The following is a 20,532-nucleotide window of genomic DNA, read 5'->3' on the forward strand; positions in this document are numbered from 1 at the left end:
CATAGTTCTAATTGATATACTTCTTCAGCTCTGCTGGAGTCAGTTCTCCAGTAGTTTCAATTCCGGTTTGTTTTACAACAACTGAATTTTTAAGTTTTATAAGAAGATTATACCAAAAGTCTCCTCCCATGGAAGATACCAGGTTCATTCTAATCAGCACATAGTCTAAGCCGTTCTTCTTGGTATGACCAATGAAAGTAGGAAGCATTATCGTTCCGTCTTTGATTGGTTTTTCCAATCCAATCCACTTCCCATTTATTCTAAGCACCGCGTCTTTGGTTTTTAATTCAGCAACCAGATTAGCAGAATCAGTTGGAGTGGCAACGGAGTCAATTTGTGTAAGTGAGCTATTAAGATATAGAGCACATTGAATATCATCAATTGATGTCTCAAAGTAAGAGATTTGTGCGGTGTCATTCACCGAAAAATAAGCCGCGTGTATATCTTGTTCATGGTAAGTGCTATCGTACTGCTTATGTTCACTTGGTGTCACAGTTGATTTACTCACATCCGTAGAATTCAATGATCGCTGGTGACTTTGACAACTACATAATACCAAAAAAGAGAATAAAAACCCGCCATGAATAATATATTTCATCATAATTGTCCTGTTTTACTAATAGAGAATGAATATTTTGTGGATTTATAAAATAGTGTGGTTCCAAAATGCGTTCCTTTTGCTTTATTTTTTATACCACCTTGATATATAGCAGTAGCTTCGAAGAAAGCTTTTGACAAGGAATTTGTATTTTCCCATTTAGAGAAGCCATACTGCTGTTTCTCGGAATCAATATTTAGCCACTTTTTCCAGTTTTTATTGGTAAGAATATCTACTCCTTGCCATCCGATACCTCCACTTGAATAATCCAATCCAATATATTTATTATTCTTGTATTCAAATGCTTGTAAGGTAAAGGAGATAGCCAATTTCATTAATGGATTATTGTTTCGTCCTTGCAGATTTTTTGTTAGATCTGGAAATTCATGAAGATTAATATTCAGGAATTGTCTGAATGCAGGATTTCCAGAAGCACCATAGTGGAACTCACTCGCATATTGATCATCAGTCCAACGGTTTCTCATTGCGATTACCGTTTTATTTAGATCCCAGCCTTCTTTGTAGCGCTTAGCTCCGGATTTTATCAATTGATTATGATGATTCATAATGGCAAACGGAATACCCTTAATTACGTTCTCACTGTAACCAGATTCAGAATATGCTAACCCAGCAATTCTAGTAAACACGTTAATATCAGTATGTAAGGATTTTACATCATGATACAACATTAAACCATTGAGATACCCTGCTGAAGAAGCAATTCTAACATCATTGGATACACTTAATGGTAATTTATTACCATTTGCATCCACCGTACGATGACCTATATAAGCTCCATCTGCCGCAAAATAATATTCCAAACCATCTTGATCAATACCTGAAATTGGACTATTGGAAGCAAATTGATATGGTGTAAGTTCGGGATATTTAGCTGTTATCGGATCCAAACTTAAAAATTTACCAATTCTTGTATCATAAACACGCATACCATAATCTTGTTGATTACCTTCCCCTTTCACCTCATTATCATTCTCTTTACCATTAAATCCATATCTATAGCTACCGGTATTAAACGTTCTTCCGTTTAGCTCCATGCCAAATGGTGAGTAATCCTGGACAGATACAATTCTAGGAATAAAGTAAGCGATAGTAGTATCATTTGATGTTACTGATAGCTTATCATCTCCAACCGTGGTTAGCACATTACCAAGATGATTAGAGAGTTCAAAGAACTTGTACCCACGCTGAAAATTACTATAATATCCTGTACCTAAGCCTAGTATGGGATAACTATTAATAGTATCAGCAGCCAGCATATTGGTAACCATATTATTAATACCCAGTCTGTTTGTACCATATAGATGTGTTTCAGTCTGGCTCATCTGTCCTTGATTAATTGTTGAATCTCCGGACACATAAACACTTAACACATTGCTATTCGCATCACGCACATACCTTGTCTCCATATTGCCAACAAATTTACTAATGCGATTACCAGTAACATCATACGTGTATTTAATCTTCGTTCCATTCACTTTTTCTAACTCAGATATTTTACCATAAATCGTCCATTTGATATTTTTAATCTTCCCATCCACATCGCTAATAATATTACCAATTGCATCATAAAGGTAGTTACCTGCCGATTGATTATCAATATCATTATCATAATTTCCAATTGCTACTGCATCCGATACGTACTCCAGTCTATTGGTACCTGAAATATAGTGGTAAGTCAATTTATCCATATCTATGGATTTTCCTGCCCAGGTATTATTTCCGTTTCTGTTATACTTAAGAATATTTCCATTATTGTCATAAGATATAGACTCCCCAAAATCATTGACTGATACAGGCATCCATTTATTACCAATTGTATCCAGACCACGGAAAGTATTCATTGCTTTAACACGATTCAGTACATCATAAGTATAACTATATAACAATGGTTCTCCCACCTTTGGCAGATTAACGCCCATACTTGCGATGTTACCATTATACAGTGGACGTCCCACATTTATATTGGCTATAGCAGTATTTCCACTGATATTCATATAATCGTCATTGTTATAATGTAAACTATAACTGAACGCATCCTTTGCTGTTAATCCCGAAGCAATACCATCCTTACCCATATCCTGAGATGCACCAAGCGTGGAACTGTTTACTCCCTTTAACCAACCCTGTAAGGTATAAGCATAATCAACTCCCTGTACCTGCGCCTGGCCTAAAGTTGTCCTTGCCAACCCTCCATGCTTATAATATTGGTAATATGCATCATTCTCCCAATAGATACTATCTCTACTAGTTTCAACATTTGTGATTCTGTTTTCCGCATCATAGCTATAACGATGGTAGAAAGCATCTTTCTGACCCGGCTGATAACTAACCATATTTACTTTCTCACTAATCAAATCATAGTCATAGTTTATTCTTTTAAAGACGTTTGCACTGTCTTTTAAACTCGAACGATAGTCTTGCAGTAAAGATTTCACGTTACCATGAATATCATAACTATAATAAGAAGCTGAAACATGTTTACCAGGAAGTGTATCTGCAATAGCATTATATACCGCACTCCATGCCACTCTGTTTCTTAAATTATCCGCTGTCCAATTTATAGCTTCTGTAAAGGAATATGGCATATCATAGACAGTACGGGTTATCTGCGTACGAATCGCAGATGGTGATGTCAACCATGCTAAATACGAATTTTGATTTCTGGATATAGCATCAGTCATAGCCGTTGCAGTTGCAACTTGTCCAACTTCTGTAATCCTGCCTAACTCATCATATTGAGTGTATGTATAACTTCCGTCTATTCTCTGTTGTGCATTCTGAGATGCAGCTGGTCTTGCTAAACGATCAAACCAGAAATTCGTGATGCCGCCATCTGGAGATTTCTGGATAGTAGCAGCATTCAAAGTATTATAACGATAATTGGTTGTTAAACTATGCAGAGGAACCAATGTATTACCACTGGCCACTGCAGCCTTCACCTGGTTGATCCAGCCTGTGGTCCTATTCTTCACAACGCCCTGCGGCGGCACCGTTTTCACCAGGTTATCCGCCTGATCATAATAATACAACGTATACTGGTATTCACTATTCTCATACTGCATCGCCAGCTCTTCCTGTGTAGCAGCTTCCATCGCCTTGCTTACATAAGACTGCTCAAACGTATTCAGTACTGAATCTTTACGGTAGTTAAAGATCTCATTGCCTTTCAAATCAGCTAGTATCAAACTATCTGAACATTTGGTTAATGGCTCGCCAGCTTCCTCAAATATTGGGTTCGTGTTACCACACAGCAACCCATTATAAGTAAAGTAACAGGTATCAATACCAGGACAGGATAACGGTGACGCAGATACGATATTAAAGCGCTCACCAATACCAAGATCATTCACATTCCAGCTGCCAAGGTAACTCACCACACCAAGTGATGCCGTATCTATAGCACCTGGATTTACCGTAGACGCACTATAGCTCATGGAAGCCGCCGCATCGTTACAACCTGTTTTACCACTACCATTGGTCATGATCAGCATCGCACTGTTGCCTGTCATACCTACTGCCGCAAAGCTTGCATTCCGACGCTGGATGATATTATTTATACGTTCGTTCGCTGGCAACTGAATATGGTTAGACCATAATACGGAGTCGCTGTACATCCGGTGCAACCATACATCTCCATTAGACTGACCACCGATGATACTACCGTCGCCGGTAGCTCCTGCCTGCCAGCTGCCGGCAGCACGGCCTGCCGCTGATTGCATCACCTGCATCGTAGCACTGCTGCTACCTGCTGTCAGATTGATAACACCTCCACTACCACCAAACTCTCCACTTAAACTATAACCCAGTGGCGTACGGATGATGTCGAAGTTATTGCTCGCTGCAGCATTCGTGTTATAAGTCACCGCATCTATATTCTGGCCGGTGCTTACCAACTGACGGATCACCGTTGGATAGGTGCCGCCACCTTTAGGCACCGCTGCCGCCAGGTATAAAGTATCGTCCCTTTCTATCAAGCCTACACTACTGATAGTGCCGCCGATAGCTTGTTGTTTCACCCATTTCACTTCGCCTTCTGCTGAGATAACACCTGTTACCCAATCGGTAGCTACACCGTTGGTAGTCCTTGCTCCTGCAAAAGCGATGTTACCACTGGAGGTGACCACCACTCGGTTACCAATACCGCCGTTGAATGGGCCAAAGTCGATCGCCTTGTTCCAGATGATGGTACCGGAAGTATCCGTACAAACGATCATGATCGCACCATTATCATAGCAATAAGAAGTAGTGCTACCGATGGCTACATAGGCACTGTCGCCCAGTAAGGCCACATGGCGGAATACATCTCTGCCCGCGCTGCCATAGTTCTTTGCCCACTGTAATACCCCGTTTTTATTGGTGCGGATCAGGTAACCATCTTCTGCGCCCATAGAGCGACCGGTGGTGCTTCCTGCTAACAGGAACCCGTCCGGCAATTCTTTTACTGCCGTGATGCTATCGCTGCCCGTGTTATTATAAGAATAGATCTGTTGCTGAGAAGATGGGCCACCTGGCACACATACCTGTACTGGGTTACTGGTAAGACCTTTGGCACAGCTGTCGATAAAGGCAAGGTATGCCTGCGCCGTCTTACTGAAGCCAGTGCGGTTGTTCATGTAATTGGCAAAGATCTGATTGATCTGATGAAGGTTATCGGTAGAATCTTCGTATACTGGTGTTAATTTATAGGCATCTTTAAATCCGTTATATAATTTATTAACGGTTGTACAGGACACACATGGCGGCGCAATATTACATTGCAGCAGTCCTGGTACTTTTATCTGTGTTTCCAGGTAAGTGCAGGCAGTGCCTCCGGTACAAGCAGCATACATCGCATCCAGATCAGACTGGGCGATTGTTACACCACGTGTACGTTTGATGTAGGCTGATAAAGTAGTGTCCTGTGTTTTCTTCGCTGCCGCATATTCTGAACGCATCATCGTCAGATTGGAGCACTCACAGTCTTTAGGTTTCTGGTAAGTATATACGGTTACCTGTGATCTTTGCAGCTCATAGGCTTTAGGGAAAGTGATCAGGTCTGCATTACAGTTCAATTTATCGGTAATACCATGATCAGCATTGTATTTATTAATAACGTCTTCAAAACTTCTGAAACCATTTACCGGAGGTGTGTTTGGTGCTATTGTGCTGGCGCCGTAAGGGTGCATACCATCTTGTGCGCTACCAGCTACGGCCATCAGGTTACGTTTGATCGTCGCTTTGGCAGTAGCATCATAATAAACACATGGTGATAACTGCGTCAGCCAGATATTGGCCATACTATCCAGGTTACGCGCTTTCTCCTGGTTAGCCAGGTTATTGGCGTAGGCGCCTGCAGCCGATTCCGGCTTAGTTCCTGCTGCTGGTATCTGGTTGGTAGCGATACCGCCCATGCTCAGTAAGTCATTGTTGGTCGTAAACTGAGGATGCTTGTTGTTTGCCAGCAGGTTTTTGTTCGTACTACCGTTATCGTTAATCGCTTTGCTTAACAGCAGCTGACGGTGTTCGTTGGCATACATGCCACGGAACGTGCGCCAGATCATGTTACGGTCACCCGGACAGAACACCTGTTCTACGGTGGTTGGCGTATAGTTCATGTATTTTACCACACAGTCATTGCTCTTATCCTGGCACATGGTGGTGATTACGGCCATGGCAAACATGCTCACGTTCTGAGAAACAATCCTGCTGTTGGTGGCAGTACCTGTTTTATATTCTATTTTCTGGTAGTTGGTAAGCTTGTTCTGTAAGGTATTTTTATCGTTGTTATTACGCAGCAGCGTATCGTTGCTAACACTGGCAGGAGCCAGATAACCTAAATCTTTTGCTTGTGCATAGGTATCTGTATTATTAAAGTTTTTCTCCCACAACAAGGAACTTCTATATAAAGAGAAACGATTCAGGCGATCGTACTCCGGATGCTTTGAAAGCAGCGTTACTGCCCAGCTATCCTGGAAGTTATCACTGAACGGTACAGGATCAAGGTCTGTTGCCTTGAGTGTATCACCTGCTGGCGTGTAGATTTTGCTAACGTCTCCATTGGCATCTTTATAAACAAAAGTCGATGTTTTATAAGATGCAGAAATATTTCGTTTCTGGTCACTATAGAAAATAGAGTAGGGAGAAGATGAATCAGTAACATTAGCATATTGACCATACGGTGCGCTCATATCACTTAGCATCAGGTCACGGATATCATCGTAATCTGTGCGGGAAGGATTATCACAGTCGGCGCATTGTGGGTCGCAGCTGGACTTCTTCAGCTCCGTGAGTGCGCTATCCACCAGGTGTTCTACGGATACACAGACATTGGAGTTCAGGAAGATGCTATCGCGGTAATAGTTCAGTACCTGTTGGTTGACCGTCAGCACTTTGCTGATGGTGTAAGAACCTTTGGTCAGATAGAGATGAATATTGGCGTTGATGGTATCGCCGCTGATGGTTTCTTTTCTGAGATCTTGCGGATCATAGTTACGGGCTGTTTTTTCTATCGCGCTACCGCCTAGTCTGGCATTGCTCAGGTCATCGGTCAGTCGTAGCAGCAGATCAAAAGCGCCGATATAGCTGATGGTATCACCCGCACAGTTCTTCATTTTTAATACCGGTGGCTTCAGTGTATAGTTAAAATCATAGTAACCATCCTGGGCTACAGTGAAAGAACGTTGGGCTACCAGGTTTCTATCCTGGGTGTTAGCGGGCTTGCCATCGGTGATAACGTCGCGGTAAGTTTCTACCTGTATATTATCCAACGGCAGGAGGGCAGTATCTTTAGGATGACCGGCGAGTGCAGTAGCGATGGTATGGCCTTTCATGTCAATATAAGTAACGGCCACCTGACCATTAGCATCAGTAACTGTATTCTTAAAATAGTGGCTGGCATCCCCTACCTCGGTTCCGAACAAAGCATATAGGTCTTCTTGAGAAGGAGTACCATAGGTATAAACTAAATCGTGTCCACCATTCAATGTATACTGTTTTCCAGGAGTTCCTTTCTGACGGACACGATTGGTATTATCCATTGTATAGGCAATTTCAGAAAAAACATAACCTTCCGCATTTGGAGTAAATTTATATTGGCCACTATCTTTTTGGGGATTATTTGGAGAATAATATTGTGCTGTTCCAGAACCAGTACCCATAGGTGGCGCATGCTGGGTGAGGATATCAGAAGGTTGATTTAAGTAATCAAATCTATCAGGTGTATATTCAGCACCGTTAATATCGGTATTTAAACGTCGGCTATACTTTATAATAGTATTAAGCGTAGGAGCAGGAAGTACTTTTAGAGCAGCACGTCCTTGGTAGTCATAAATATTTTCAGCGACAACAATGGTATTGGTAGTATTATCTTTGGTAACAGTTTGTCTGCCTCGTAGCGAACCATCAAAATAATCGAGTATAGTGTTACGTTTACCATCTTCAGCAAACGTCGTTTGCGCCTGCCAGTTGAGCTGGCGTTCATGGCCGGTAAAAGCAAAAGAGCCTAAGCCACCACTATACTGCGTACTCCAGTTGCCAGTGATGCGGCCATTGCCTGTCTTCTCCTGTACAGGGCGGAAACGGAAATACAAGGCCCCTTCATGGTCATACATTAATGGGATACCATAGCTATTACTAGCAACGGTTACCCGGGTAGCATTGTTTTCAAATATCTTATCAGGGTTAATAGGATTCCCATATCGTTGGGCATCAATGGCAGAAGAATCTATATAAGCCCATTCCAGATCATAGGCATTGGCGCCAAATATTACAGGCCAGCTCACAGGTAATTCATCTGCATTCGATGGATCAATACTTGTAGCATGGATACCACTTAATGAAGTCGTCATGGCATCCATCTTAAAAGCTGGCATTACTTCCATCGCATTTTCCAAAATCAGCGCGGGCAGAATATTCTTATTGGCGTCTGTTTTATAGGAAAGCACTTTTACAGTAACGGCATGTGCATTTTCAAAAATAAAACTACGTCGAAGGATATACGGATGTGCCGTATCATAGTTCAGCGTTAGTTCTTTATCTGTGGAATCTATGGTTAGTGTAGGTGTGGTGTAGATAATTCGCACATTTAAGGCGGCCGTGAACTTCACCGGCAAGGCACGGGTGGAATACTCATTCAGCTTAAAAGTGATGATATTCCTTACCTTGTAAGGGGCATCCAGCTTACTTTTCAGGCTCGCATCAAAATACAGACTATCCTGAACACTGACAACAGAATCTTTTTTCAGTTGTCCTTTGGCACCATCAAGTATGCGGGTAATAGTAATACTCTTGGTTTGCCCAAAAGAGTATTGGGTTATAAAAAACAAAAGACCTGTTAAAAACAGGCAGGATAGGGATAATCTCTTAAAATAGCAATTCATTGTACTATAGGTTCGGGAATGCTAAAAAAATCTGGTAACCTTTAAAAGCGGCAGCAGGAACAAACTCTTTATTTACAATATCAAAATACTGACTTTCTTCAAACCCTGTAAATTCGGCTGGTAAAGGCTTATAGTTAGAGAAAAGATATTTGATAGCGGAATAGGATTTGGAGGAAGTTGACCTACTGTCTGCCGGAGCTGGCACTATTGCCCCGGGAAATTTCAAATTTATCTCCTCCATCTTGCCTGTTCTGCTATCAGTCAGGATATCCATTCTGCTAAGGCCAAGCTCCGGATTACAATAAACAATAAGGAGTTTCTTTTTATCCAGGTGCTTTTCCTCCCAGTTGACCATTATTTTTCCAATCACTTCATTATTCAGTAATTCAAATGCGGGTACTGCAGGTTTAACAGGTGTTTTACCTACCATTATTTGCTGTTCTTCCTGCGAAACAGAAACAATATATCTTTCATTTTGCATTACCTCCATTTCATTCGATTTCGTTCGCATCTTATTTCCTGAGAGTTCGATATGGGAGCTTAATGTATCATTCGAATTCTCCTCTTTTATTTCACTGGTTTGGGAGTATATAATGGAGAAATCATATTGAATTGGTGCAACACGACTAATCATATATATATTCCGGATACGACTGAATAATTCAGTCGTATCCGTACTTTTCTGGCCTTTGGCCAATAAACCTGTTAATGCTATTATACTGGTAAAAAGAATCTTTTTCATCTTATTGTCCGTCTTCTTTCAGCAATGCTGACCTGGTTTCTGAAATAGTTTTAACACCTCTTTCGGTTTCTTTCTTCACACGAACCAATGTTCCATCATCGTCATACTCATAAAATGAAGCATAGTTATTCTCATCCAGTTCGGCCATCAGTCGCAATGATTGTGCATCGTAAACAAAGGATTTCATATTCGCATTGTAAGGATGGAATCTGATATCATCAAAGAATACACGGGTAGTAGCTGGTGCTTGTACGGAGAAACTGATACTGGTCGCAGTTTTTGCAAAACGAACTACTTGCTCATATCGTTGCCAACCGTCGATAATAACGCCAGTAGGTTTAGCTTCCGCAGCTACTCTAACTTCGTCTGGGCCACCCACAAATACCATTACAGAAGTTTTACTGTAAGAGGTACAATTACATGGTTGCTCTTCTTTTACCCATATGGAGAACAGCATTTGTTTGCCTGTCAGCGGCGTAAAGGAAGGAATAAGAATGTCCTTATTGACACGAATATCTTTCAGCACGTTACCACCTACACAAGCATTGGTTTGATAGTTAACAGTAGGGGCAGAGAAGGCAGGAGGATTTTCAAGTGATGGAGCCGTTAAGCCAAAGCTTTTTCCTGCTTCAATACGCATACTAAATCTACCGGTATGATGTTGAGTACTGTCGATATTATTTTGGAAAGCGGAGAAATCAAAATGTCTGCCTACAGCACAAACAGTATCTGCACAGTCTGAACCTACATTCAGAAAATAATCTTCAAATCCATCATAGGCAGCATCGGAGTAGCGGCTATTCTGAACGACTGCCACAGGCAGTGCATCTGCATATCCATATATGCCAGCATTATACCTACCTAAAGGATCTTTATTTTCTAGTTCATATCCTTTGAGGTTAAAAATGGTGCTTTCAGCATTCCATACCCATTTTGCGGTATCGTACTGCGCTTGCCATTTTCCGGATTGCTTCTGCCAGAATGGTGCAAAAGTTGAATAAGTACCATCCACACGGATATTCGTGAGAGAATCAACAGGAGATCCATTACGTTGTCCGTAATAAACATAGGTTTTTGATGGATGCCAGTTGCCATACATACCAATCCTAACCGGGTTCACAAAAGTATCAGTTACTGCACTATAGCATAATGGATAGGATTCTGCCAGTTTAACTTCTTTGGTAGCAACGATAGGATTATCACACATATCTGAGTTGACAGTTACCTTGTAAATACCTCCGGTACTGTAATTTGCTTTATTAATTGTCAGCTGCTGCATGTAACGGGTAACATTTCTAGTGAGCCCCGGACCATCCCATGCATAGGCATATGCTGTAAGCGGCAGGTTATTCACTCTAAGCCTGATTCTATCTCCATAACAGAAAAGTGTATTATCTCCGTTAATCAGTTGATTGGTATCAAAATCTGTTACTGGAACTACAGCTTTTACTGATTCATTACAACTTGTTACTTTTACTTCATAGGTTTTGCCTTTAATTAATTTATAGGTAGAATTACCTACGAAGTAACCTGTATCTTTTACTTCCAGATAAGGCCCCTCCAGATAATTACCTACTTCTGCCAATGAATACTTGTATTTATAAGAAGTAGATTCTCCACCTTGCCCCAAAACGAAAATTCGACCTGCATCATCAGGAGCTCCCGGACATACCCAGCCTGCACTCTTAACAATGTTTAAATCACTCTTAGTATAGTTTATAACTAGTGGATTTATAGAAACAATGCCATTATTCAAAAATATGTAAGCATTGTAATTTCCTTGTGTCGTAAAGAGTAAAGTAGATCCACCATTAATATATTGCGTTCCTCCCGGGCCGTCTACCATGAAGCGAACAGGATATGTAACATCACCTACTGTAGCCGCCCCATTAATGGTTACTTTTAATCCATCACAAGTGTGTTCTGCTGTATACGAACGGGAATAATGAATAACATCAGATTCTGTAATCCAAATTGGAAGATCTGTAGTATCACATGGCGTAGATACTCTCAGCACATAATATCCCGTTCTTGTTTCTGGATACCAGACATTAATTACTGTGCTGGCAGATCCGGTTGGGAAATCCGCGAATGTATATTTATCTGGATACTCCATAGTAACTGAAGTACCAGCCGGGAAACCGGTTGTCGCCATAATATTAAATGATGCATTTTGGTCATACCCATAACTTGGGTATCCACTGATGGATGGAGCCACCGAAAACTGGCTCTTGGCTTGAGGTTTAATACTCGTTTCTGAAGTACTGATTACAGTACCATCTGCAGTAGTGCATGTAACTGTATAATTGCCAAAAGGTATGTTGGTAACACTTACCACACCATCATAATATGTGAACGGGACAGTATTCGTATATACTTTACTGTTATCGTCTTTATTTTGTAAAGAAAGTAGTAATGGGAAACAGGAATAAGTCCCGGCATTAGTAATATAGTAGTTAAGCTGATAGTTAAAAGTAGGGTCACAATTATAGGTGATAGTTGGGTTCGCTGTGGTTGGCAGTCTTAGTTTGAAACTATCTATGGTTACATCACCACAGGAATTGGTCATCACTCTTTTGTAATAAGCACCCGCTTTATAATAATCACTTAAGGATTTACCAGCAGGCAAATAAACAGTATCATAAGTCACACCTACCGAATTGTATGTTTTTTCGGTAGACCATACATCTCCAATACCAAATTTAGCCTTTATGGAATAGTCAGTACCCAATCCGGACAGGGCATAGGTGTAAAATGGGGCTATAGCCTTATTGCAATCGCTTTGCGCCATTACTGCATTAACACTATTAACCGTAAACGAATTTCCGCCCACGTTTGATATTACACTATCCTTTTGTGTTCCACAAGAGTCTATTACATCAATAACGTATCTGCCAGCAGGTAATGAATCAAGTACAATACTATTGGCCCTAATGACAAACTGTTTAGCGCGCTTATAACTAGTGGGTGCATTCAGGATACGAAAAGTATATGGCATCCGGCCACCAGTAATACTATATATTAGCTGTCCGTTGGAGCATGATCCTAACGCATTCTTGCCGCTGGATAATTGATAATTAAGGTTACCAATATAATTGCCTGGTACTACTACTGTAGTTTCATAGCTCACCGGATTATTGTTACAGCTAGCAGTTACTCTCAATTTATAAGAGTCGGGTATCAACCCACTCAATACTTTGCTTGTTTGTCCAGGACGAGCACTTCCGCCCCCCATAGGTTCAAGGTAGTATAAGATGTTAGACAACCCGCTAACATCTGCCCCTGTCAATGTAACTGTGATTGTGCCACTGGCAAAACACCTGGAGCTGTCCACCGTAGTGGTGACAGCCCAATTAGTACATCCGGCTTGGCTGTACGACTTTACAGAAAGCATACCTAGCACAAGAACGGCTACAAAATATTTAATTATTCCTTTGGTATTAGGGATTAAAGACATCATTCTTAATTGAAGAATTAAAACCAGTTACACTACTATTTACTTGCTTCATATCTGCAGCGATATGCTATCTTAACAGGTTGCCCCGTTAATTTGTCCGCATAACTCACTACCATTGGCCCCACCAGCAAATATTTCTTGCCTTCAAATTCATATTTGTATACTACTTGAACAGCTGATGGCACATCTTTTTTAATATCTTTATTGATATCAATAGTAGTAACAATACTGGTAGCACTATTTCTATCAGACAGCGTAAAATGGTCAGCAGCTTTTGAATAAGCCCAGGTTTCTGTAGATAACCCATGTTGTGTCACACAAGTAGAATCTGTAAATGAGAGTGAAGTATAAACCATCACCCTGATATTATTCAAACTATCACCAGCAACCGACCACTGAGCCAATACACCATTATTCCAGAAATCGCGCTTTTCAAATTCTACCGTATTTAGTTTCCAGTTTCCTTCCAGCTGCTGTGCCGAAGCACTAACAGCCGAAAGCATTAACAGGAAAGAAATGACATACAGAATATTTTTATACATATCAATAATTTTAGTTTAATGCACATTTAATTTTCACCTGGTTGCGGTCTTGAACCTGCCAATTCTGTTTATACTCCAGCATAGAGGCATTCAGGATCTTTTTAGTATCATTGATGATCAGGTATGGTTTACCAGATACCCACTCAATAGGATTTTTCATCATTGAAATAGCACCAATTTGAGCATTGAGGTTTTTACGGCCCGATCTAACTACTGTTATAGTCATATCTCTTCCAGTAATAGGCTGACCATTGTCACCAACAAAATACAAGTCAGGAGTTCCTCCACTAACAGTATTCAGATCTACTACCCATACTCTGTTATAACTTGGGAAACTTGCCAGCGCTTCTGTACATCCTACAGTATTCACGGATAATTTAGAATATACCAGTAATTCATCACCGGAGGTGAAATAGGTAGCAGCAGTAGCAGGAGCCAGGCTGGTCACCAGCTTACCAGAGGTAACGTTAATATGTTCCAGTTTTGCATTTATATTCTTGTATGCACCACCCATACCATCATATACCCATTCCGCAGGATAAGAGAAATTGTACAGCGAGTCATTAAACTCATTTTGTGCAGAAGTCAGCAACACATTTCCATTCTCCGCATTATAGAGCATATTTTTTGTAGTTACCGTACTTCCATTTTCAGTAGCAATAACTTTTTCCAGTATACCTCTTCTGTTAATAACTTTCGTTAAAGCAGATGACCTGAACATCAGCTCTTCATTTTGAGGGAATACCATACCTCCAAATGAGGTAACCAGGCTCACAATATAAAAACCTTCGACCGCACCATTTGCTAATACACCATTCATCACGTTTCTCTGCTGGCGGTTATCCATCATTATTTCCATATCCATTGCAATAGTAGCAGAGTCGATATTTCCTGCATTATCAATTGCAAGTACACGGTTACTCAAGTGTTTCTGTTCTGCGTTGTCATTGTCTACCTTATAACGATACTCTGTTGAAGAGAAAGGAATAGAATCGCCCTCTTTATATGAGTAAACACCTTTCTCTTTACCATGCATATCATTCAACTCAATTTTGAAACCCTGAGATTTAGCCATGTATTTCTTAGCATTAATTTTCAGGATATTACCAATCTTAGTATTATAGGACGCATCCATTTGTTCACCAACTATCTCGGAGAAAGTGGCGATAGTAGGAAAATCATAAGCGGTATAAAAGGTATTTTCTGTATAACCGGATTTAGATCTCGCATTGGCAGGAACTATACTCTTTGTACGCACTCGGCTGTAACCAACGCTTGGTGTTGGGAAGAAAGACTCACCCAACGGAGTTTCTACATAGCTAGCCACACTAGGCACCAGTTTTCCAATATGATCTTTATAAGTAAGCGGTGTATGCCATGGATTATCTTCTCCACCTAAAATAGGCTCATAACTTGCCACACCACTGGAAATCGTTGTCAGTTTACCATCAATCACCTTATCTGTAGTATAGCTGTATTCTGTACCAAATACTGATTCTTTCTGACCAGTCATGGCATTCCAGTTATCATAAACCATAATGCGCTTAACACGATGACCACCACCATATTTTTTATAGAACGGATTATACAGTCTTGCCGAACTACGCGCCAGATCAAGGTCTCTGGCTTGGTTTTCCTGTCTTGCAGTAGTAGGGAAACCTTTAATTTCATCTACCAGAGTAGTTGCCATTGAAGCAACTAACTTAATTGCATTAGCTCCATCCAGGTCATCACCTACATCAGATTTGTAATAAGCTTTTGATGGCAATGAATTTTTCAGGAATTGAATAGCAGCATTTGCCAATGGAGAATATTTACCACCTTCATCACCATCTATCTGGACATTTTTCAATTTTATGTAAATAATTGAACCATCTCCTATATATCCATAATCGTCACGATCCATATATCCGTAGCAATGAACATACTCACTACCGCTACCCACACGATTCGCACGCATCTTCACATTCAAGCGGAAGAAAATAGTATCTTTCAATCCATCCAGGTATGTGCTCAGTACCTCTGCTTTAGAACGCACCGGCTTAGCTACCTTAAAGGCCACATAATTATTATCTACTACAGATAGGCCATCACGGTCATAAAGATGATTGTTAAGATCAGATGCCTTCGTTGGTCTTGAATGTGCAAAACCTGCAATTGGCGTCATTGTACAAGCACGCTTATGTTGTACATAGGCATAGTCATCACTCTCATAATCGATCTTCATTCTTCCACCGGAAGGAAGCTTAATGGAATCCAATAACCATGCGCCTGCATTATAAGCCATCACGCTGCTGTCCTGTAAACTATATGGATACTCTGCATTTGTAATGGGATCAGTAGTGCTGAAGTTAGGATTATCTTTAGCATTCTTATAATTACCCCAACGGTCAGTAGACTGGTTGCTATATCCCGGATTGTTCTTGTTATAATAGAATACATAACCATTTCTTCTGGCTCTATCCAGGCTCTTACTGGTATTACCATTATAAGAGAACCAGATTCTTTTCAGGGTAAGTTTACCGTTACCTTGTGCATCAGGACACAATTCATAAGAATATTCAAAGTGTACCGTTTTTACAGGCACCGCATTGTTACGATTTTTCAGGAACTCTGCTTTAGTGTACAGATTAATTTCTCTGAGTAATTTTGGCAAACCACTGTTGGCTATCTTCTTACCAGCAATATTAATTGGCTGCAAGTCGCTCCTGTCTTCTAGTTTAAAGGTAGCTACCATATTCTTCGATACGATAGAGTTCATATACCACAATTCTTTTTCACCATATACATAACTACCTTTATCGTCGGTGGTATCGCTCCTTAATCCAGTGTTATAGTTAGCACTATCCGCATAAGGAATCCTCCACTTATATGGATTATTGTAACCTGCTATCTTTGAATAGTTGAACTTAACTGCGCTTCCATAGTCATCGTCACTCACACCATTACCGGTAACATCTACATAATCAGGCGACAGAATAGCCGTTAAAAGGAAAGTATGCGCATATGCCGGAATTTCTTCCGCAGAGTAGTAATTCTCCATACCAGCATTATTCTTAACGCCGTCATTCAAACCTGGAGTATAACCAACCAATCCGGTATTTGTATTTCCACGGAATTTGTTTACTGAGAAAGTGGCTTCCTTCTGTTTCAGATTATATACTGGAAGACCATACACATATTTCTTTCCATCCGGGTTCATCACATCAATTTCTGACAGATGATTTTTCTTGCGGAAATTATTAATTCTTTTTTCAAGGGTCAGCGCCGGACTGATCTTATATTCAATTACGGTGTCAATCACAGAAAACTGGGACATATCTATTGATTTCCCATCACATATCATGGAGAAGTTTAAACTTCCGTCCCCAATTGTGTTATAAAAAAAGAGATCGAAATCGTAATATTTTCCTGCTTCGAGGTTGATAGTCGTATCTTTTCTACTGTTTCTGTTATCGAGGTCTACGTTCATCCATGGCACGCCATTAACAGCCACTCTAGCCTGATCATTTGCATCTGTATGCATTTGATATACACCAGTGAATGGTGCCATAAATCGTCCTTTAGCCCTAAAGGAGAACCATGATGTTTCATTATGTTCTCTATCTGGTTCACGCCAGTTCAGCTTAGCAGGTAAAAAATTATTTGAAACCATCTTTCCCATATTGGGAAAAACAAAATTATTCAGATGGTAATGACCTAAATATCTGTTCGGATCAATATTCCCATACTGCCAAAAGTCTGCTTCCAATCCCTGCTGAGTTTCAATATCATAATCTGCATTGTCGCTACATGCATCAACAGGATAATTATTAATAGTATAGTTCTCAATATATTTGGAGAAACCCGCCTTGCTGGCATCATCGGCTGTCAAATAGGTAATTACCTGAGAGCGTTTGGCTCTTTCTGTGCGCATGGTAGATGCTTGCGTAACAGGAAGCTTTTCTCTTACTTCCCCACCCACATATCGAAGTAGATTACCAGAGGTACCAATATTCTTGGTATTGTTACCCGTTAATTCAGGCACTACCACATCGGTTCCACCAAACTTATCAAAGTATGCCTGGTCACTTTTAGCCATCTCACCAACGTTACGCAGATAAACCGATTCATACAGACCACTGCTTTTGGTAAATTTGGTATTAGCCGCGAGTTTATTATAATCTGTCCATGGTTTATCCTCATTGAAACTATTGGTGATGTTAACATCCGCGCCTATGTGAAAAAGTCCACCAACACCCACATTCGCTCCGAAGCTACCAGAAGTACTTTTGGTAACCATCTTCGCATCATTCACATAACCAACATCATTTCTGTAAGCCCTGAACATACCACCGGTACCTTCACCGCTAATAGAAAACAAATCCGGTGTATAGTATGGCATTCCAATATTTCTGATAGAAGACTTAATTGGAATTTCACGCTCACGGTTATAATCCTGAAGTGCCAACTCGCTTTGTGTGGCGCCATATAAATTAAAATATCCGAATGCAGGGAATGTTCTTACCGTATCTGCATCAGCGATATATTGCTTACTCACATAACCATTGATACCAACAGAAGTAAAAGAACCCCATGCCGCTCCACCAAGATCAAAGCTACCACTATAGGAAAAGGATGTATAAGGAATACCTGAAGATGGAATAGAAGATGGATATGCATAAGAAATGCTACTACTATAGGTAGCACCAACGCCTTCGTGACTATCTTTTACTTTATCCAAATCGGCTCGCTGATCATTATTCCTAGCCGAATACTTCATCCTATCTGCAATCTCCCCAAACTTTGTCATCAGACCCACTCCCGCTGAAAACTGCATTGCTTTCAGACCACTGCGCGTGCTAAAACTTGAGCCAACAGATACGTTGCCACTATACACGTTATCTCCATTGGTAATAGATCCTACCCTCAGAGACAACGATGGATTAGCAGACAAACCTTCCTGGCTATTGTTGGATAAACCAAGTCCACCAGTTAAAGGGCCCGCACCTTTTTCACCAGATGATACAGATACGTTCACACCTACTTCCATGCCCCAACCTTTGTAGTTGTTCTTGAAAAGACTAAGATTAGCACTTGTCTTGAGCATGTCTATATTGAACAGTTTAAATGACGCCCTGGCACCACCTCCAATTGTTCTGTTTTCCTTAATTTTTACAGACTTGGTAATATTCTCGGTTCCATCAAAATCATCAGGTAAACCACGCAGATTACGCTGGATAACCCCAGGGTTAACACTCCAGCCCAAACCTACCCAACTAGCTTCATCAGCCATTCCAACACCACCACTGTAACCAATCGATAATGGATAGCCATCCACATCAATCAATGGGATATTATAGTTAAAATCTCCGGTAAATAGATTCACCATATTAGTAGCGCCTACAGGCTGATAGGCTGAAAACTCCGGCTGCGTAGGACCTCCATCCACTTTATCCATATCTTTTTCAACAACGACAGGAGCTTTAACAGCAGCTACTTTACTAGCCACTGCATTATTCGCCACTGTTATATTTGAGGTCTTATTGATGCTGATACGCTCAGCAGGGGGAGCTATTTCCCGGTTATACAATGAATGCCTGCTACCAGCCAATGCATAAGCCGGAATAACAGTCTGAAAATACATTGCAGTCAACAACACACTAGCTATTACTTTCTTCTTTTTCTCGCCAAAAGTCAGCAACATTTCTTTTCTATATTTATAGGTATAAGGACTTCGTTTCTTAAAAAATTTCAGACTACTCTGAATAAATAAATCTCAGCTGCCAGGTTTCATTCCTGCTGTTTCTCATTCTGAACAAATAGGACGCTCCTGTCTTCAGACCAATTTTATTCAGTGGTATAGCGATCCTGTTCTCACCTCTTTCCAATGTCACTACATCACTGTACACTACTGTATTCCTATCAGAAGAAACAATTTCATAGCGGGTATTATTATCGCCTGCTTCATTCGTATATACTACCTGTACCGCAGATTTCACCGCCACTACGGCTGCATCCTGTTCGCGGCGAAGCTGCACAAACGCGCCGTTATTATCCAAGGATTTTTTATCTACACCTCTGATTTTAAATGTCCAAACATCAGCCTGGGCAGCAAACAAAGCACCATTACGCGCGGTAATCGTCCAGGCATAATTAACACCTGTATCAAGTGGAGTTCCGGATGTTGGGTAGTTAACAAAAATATTTTTCAGATACTTACCACGATAAACAGGAATGTTCTGCTGAACGGCCTCTTGTGGCGATTGCCCTTCTCTTACATGTGTGATGATCATATCGTAGTTGAGATCATTAAACATATTCAGTGGGGTAGGGGGAATCCAGGTAAACTGCGGCGCACGTGTATCCAGCACACTTCCATCCGCAGGCATATTCAACACTGGCGGACTAACAGGTTCCACTACAAATGGGACACAATCATCTCCCGCTTGCTGTTGTTTATTATCTGACAAAATCAAACTATAACATACCATGTAATTACCAGCAGGAAGCGTAGCATTCACGCTACGGTCCACACTACTACTTAGATATTCATACTGTATTGGCATGAAATCTCCGGCCTGCATTTGTTTGGCCCCACGTGAAAGCATTATTTCCTTGGTAATACCAGTCAACAAGGGTTGATTAGTAGTGGCGTCCATAAGCCTGATGGCCACCCGTACGCCTATTGGCGCCTGGGAGCCGGATACGAGTATCATATTCCATAGTTGGGCTTTCATCAACAGGCCCGCCGGTGGCAGCTGAGCAGTGATAGTAACCTGCCCGGATACACGAAAGGATAGCAACATTAACAGGAGGTATAAGGTCCTCTTCAT

7 protein-coding genes are annotated in these 20,532 nt (G+C 40.8%); all 7 read right to left on the reverse strand.

Annotated features, from left to right (window positions below; all coding sequences use genetic code 11):
• Positions 1 to 7: 7 nt before the first annotated feature.
• Genes ACE38W_RS09960 through ACE38W_RS09990 form a run of 7 tightly spaced genes read right to left on the reverse strand, consistent with a single transcriptional unit; the run spans position 8 to position 20,532 of the window.
• Positions 8 to 601 carry a hypothetical protein gene (locus ACE38W_RS09960; RefSeq protein ID WP_375830511.1) on the reverse strand — a complete coding sequence of 198 codons (594 nt, stop codon included), beginning with the start codon at positions 599 to 601 and terminating at the stop codon, positions 8 to 10.
• Positions 598 to 8,922 (reverse strand): RHS repeat domain-containing protein, encoded by an 8,325-nt coding sequence (locus ACE38W_RS09965; RefSeq protein ID WP_375830512.1) that lies wholly within the window; start codon positions 8,920 to 8,922, stop codon positions 598 to 600. Before ACE38W_RS09965 ends, ACE38W_RS09960 begins: the two co-directional genes overlap by 4 nt.
• Positions 8,923 to 8,980: 58 nt before the next feature.
• Positions 8,981 to 9,718 (reverse strand): hypothetical protein, encoded by a 738-nt coding sequence (locus ACE38W_RS09970; protein ID WP_375830514.1) that lies wholly within the window; start codon positions 9,716 to 9,718, stop codon positions 8,981 to 8,983.
• Position 9,719: 1 nt separating this feature from the next.
• Positions 9,720 to 13,178 (reverse strand): hypothetical protein, encoded by a 3,459-nt coding sequence (locus tag ACE38W_RS09975; protein WP_375830515.1) that lies wholly within the window; start codon positions 13,176 to 13,178, stop codon positions 9,720 to 9,722.
• A gap of 32 nt (positions 13,179 to 13,210) precedes the next feature.
• Positions 13,211 to 13,717 carry a hypothetical protein gene (locus tag ACE38W_RS09980; protein WP_375830516.1) on the reverse strand — a complete coding sequence of 169 codons (507 nt, stop codon included), beginning with the start codon at positions 13,715 to 13,717 and terminating at the stop codon, positions 13,211 to 13,213.
• A gap of 10 nt (positions 13,718 to 13,727) precedes the next feature.
• The gene (locus ACE38W_RS09985; protein WP_375830517.1) at positions 13,728 to 19,403 is read right to left on the reverse strand and encodes a PA14 domain-containing protein; all 5,676 of its coding nucleotides are present in this window, start codon (positions 19,401 to 19,403) and stop codon (positions 13,728 to 13,730) included.
• A gap of 52 nt (positions 19,404 to 19,455) precedes the next feature.
• Complete coding sequence (locus ACE38W_RS09990; protein ID WP_375830518.1) at positions 19,456 to 20,532, reverse strand: hypothetical protein; 1,077 nt, start codon at positions 20,530 to 20,532, stop codon at positions 19,456 to 19,458.

The organism is Chitinophaga sp. Hz27, from assembly GCF_042263525.1.
In the GTDB taxonomy this organism is placed as follows: Bacteria; Bacteroidota; Bacteroidia; order Chitinophagales; family Chitinophagaceae; genus Chitinophaga.

Coding starts and splice junctions, on each gene's coding strand:
- ACE38W_RS09980 (WP_375830516.1), bottom strand. CDS start 13,717: ATGTATAAAAATATTCTGTATGTCATTTCTTTCCTGTTAATGCTTTCG.
- ACE38W_RS09960 (WP_375830511.1), bottom strand. CDS start 601: ATGATGAAATATATTATTCATGGCGGGTTTTTATTCTCTTTTTTGGTA.
- ACE38W_RS09985 (WP_375830517.1), bottom strand. CDS start 19,403: ATGTTGCTGACTTTTGGCGAGAAAAAGAAGAAAGTAATAGCTAGTGTG.
- ACE38W_RS09975 (WP_375830515.1), bottom strand. CDS start 13,178: ATGATGTCTTTAATCCCTAATACCAAAGGAATAATTAAATATTTTGTA.
- ACE38W_RS09990 (WP_375830518.1), bottom strand. CDS start 20,532: ATGAAGAGGACCTTATACCTCCTGTTAATGTTGCTATCCTTTCGTGTA.
- ACE38W_RS09970 (WP_375830514.1), bottom strand. CDS start 9,718: ATGAAAAAGATTCTTTTTACCAGTATAATAGCATTAACAGGTTTATTG.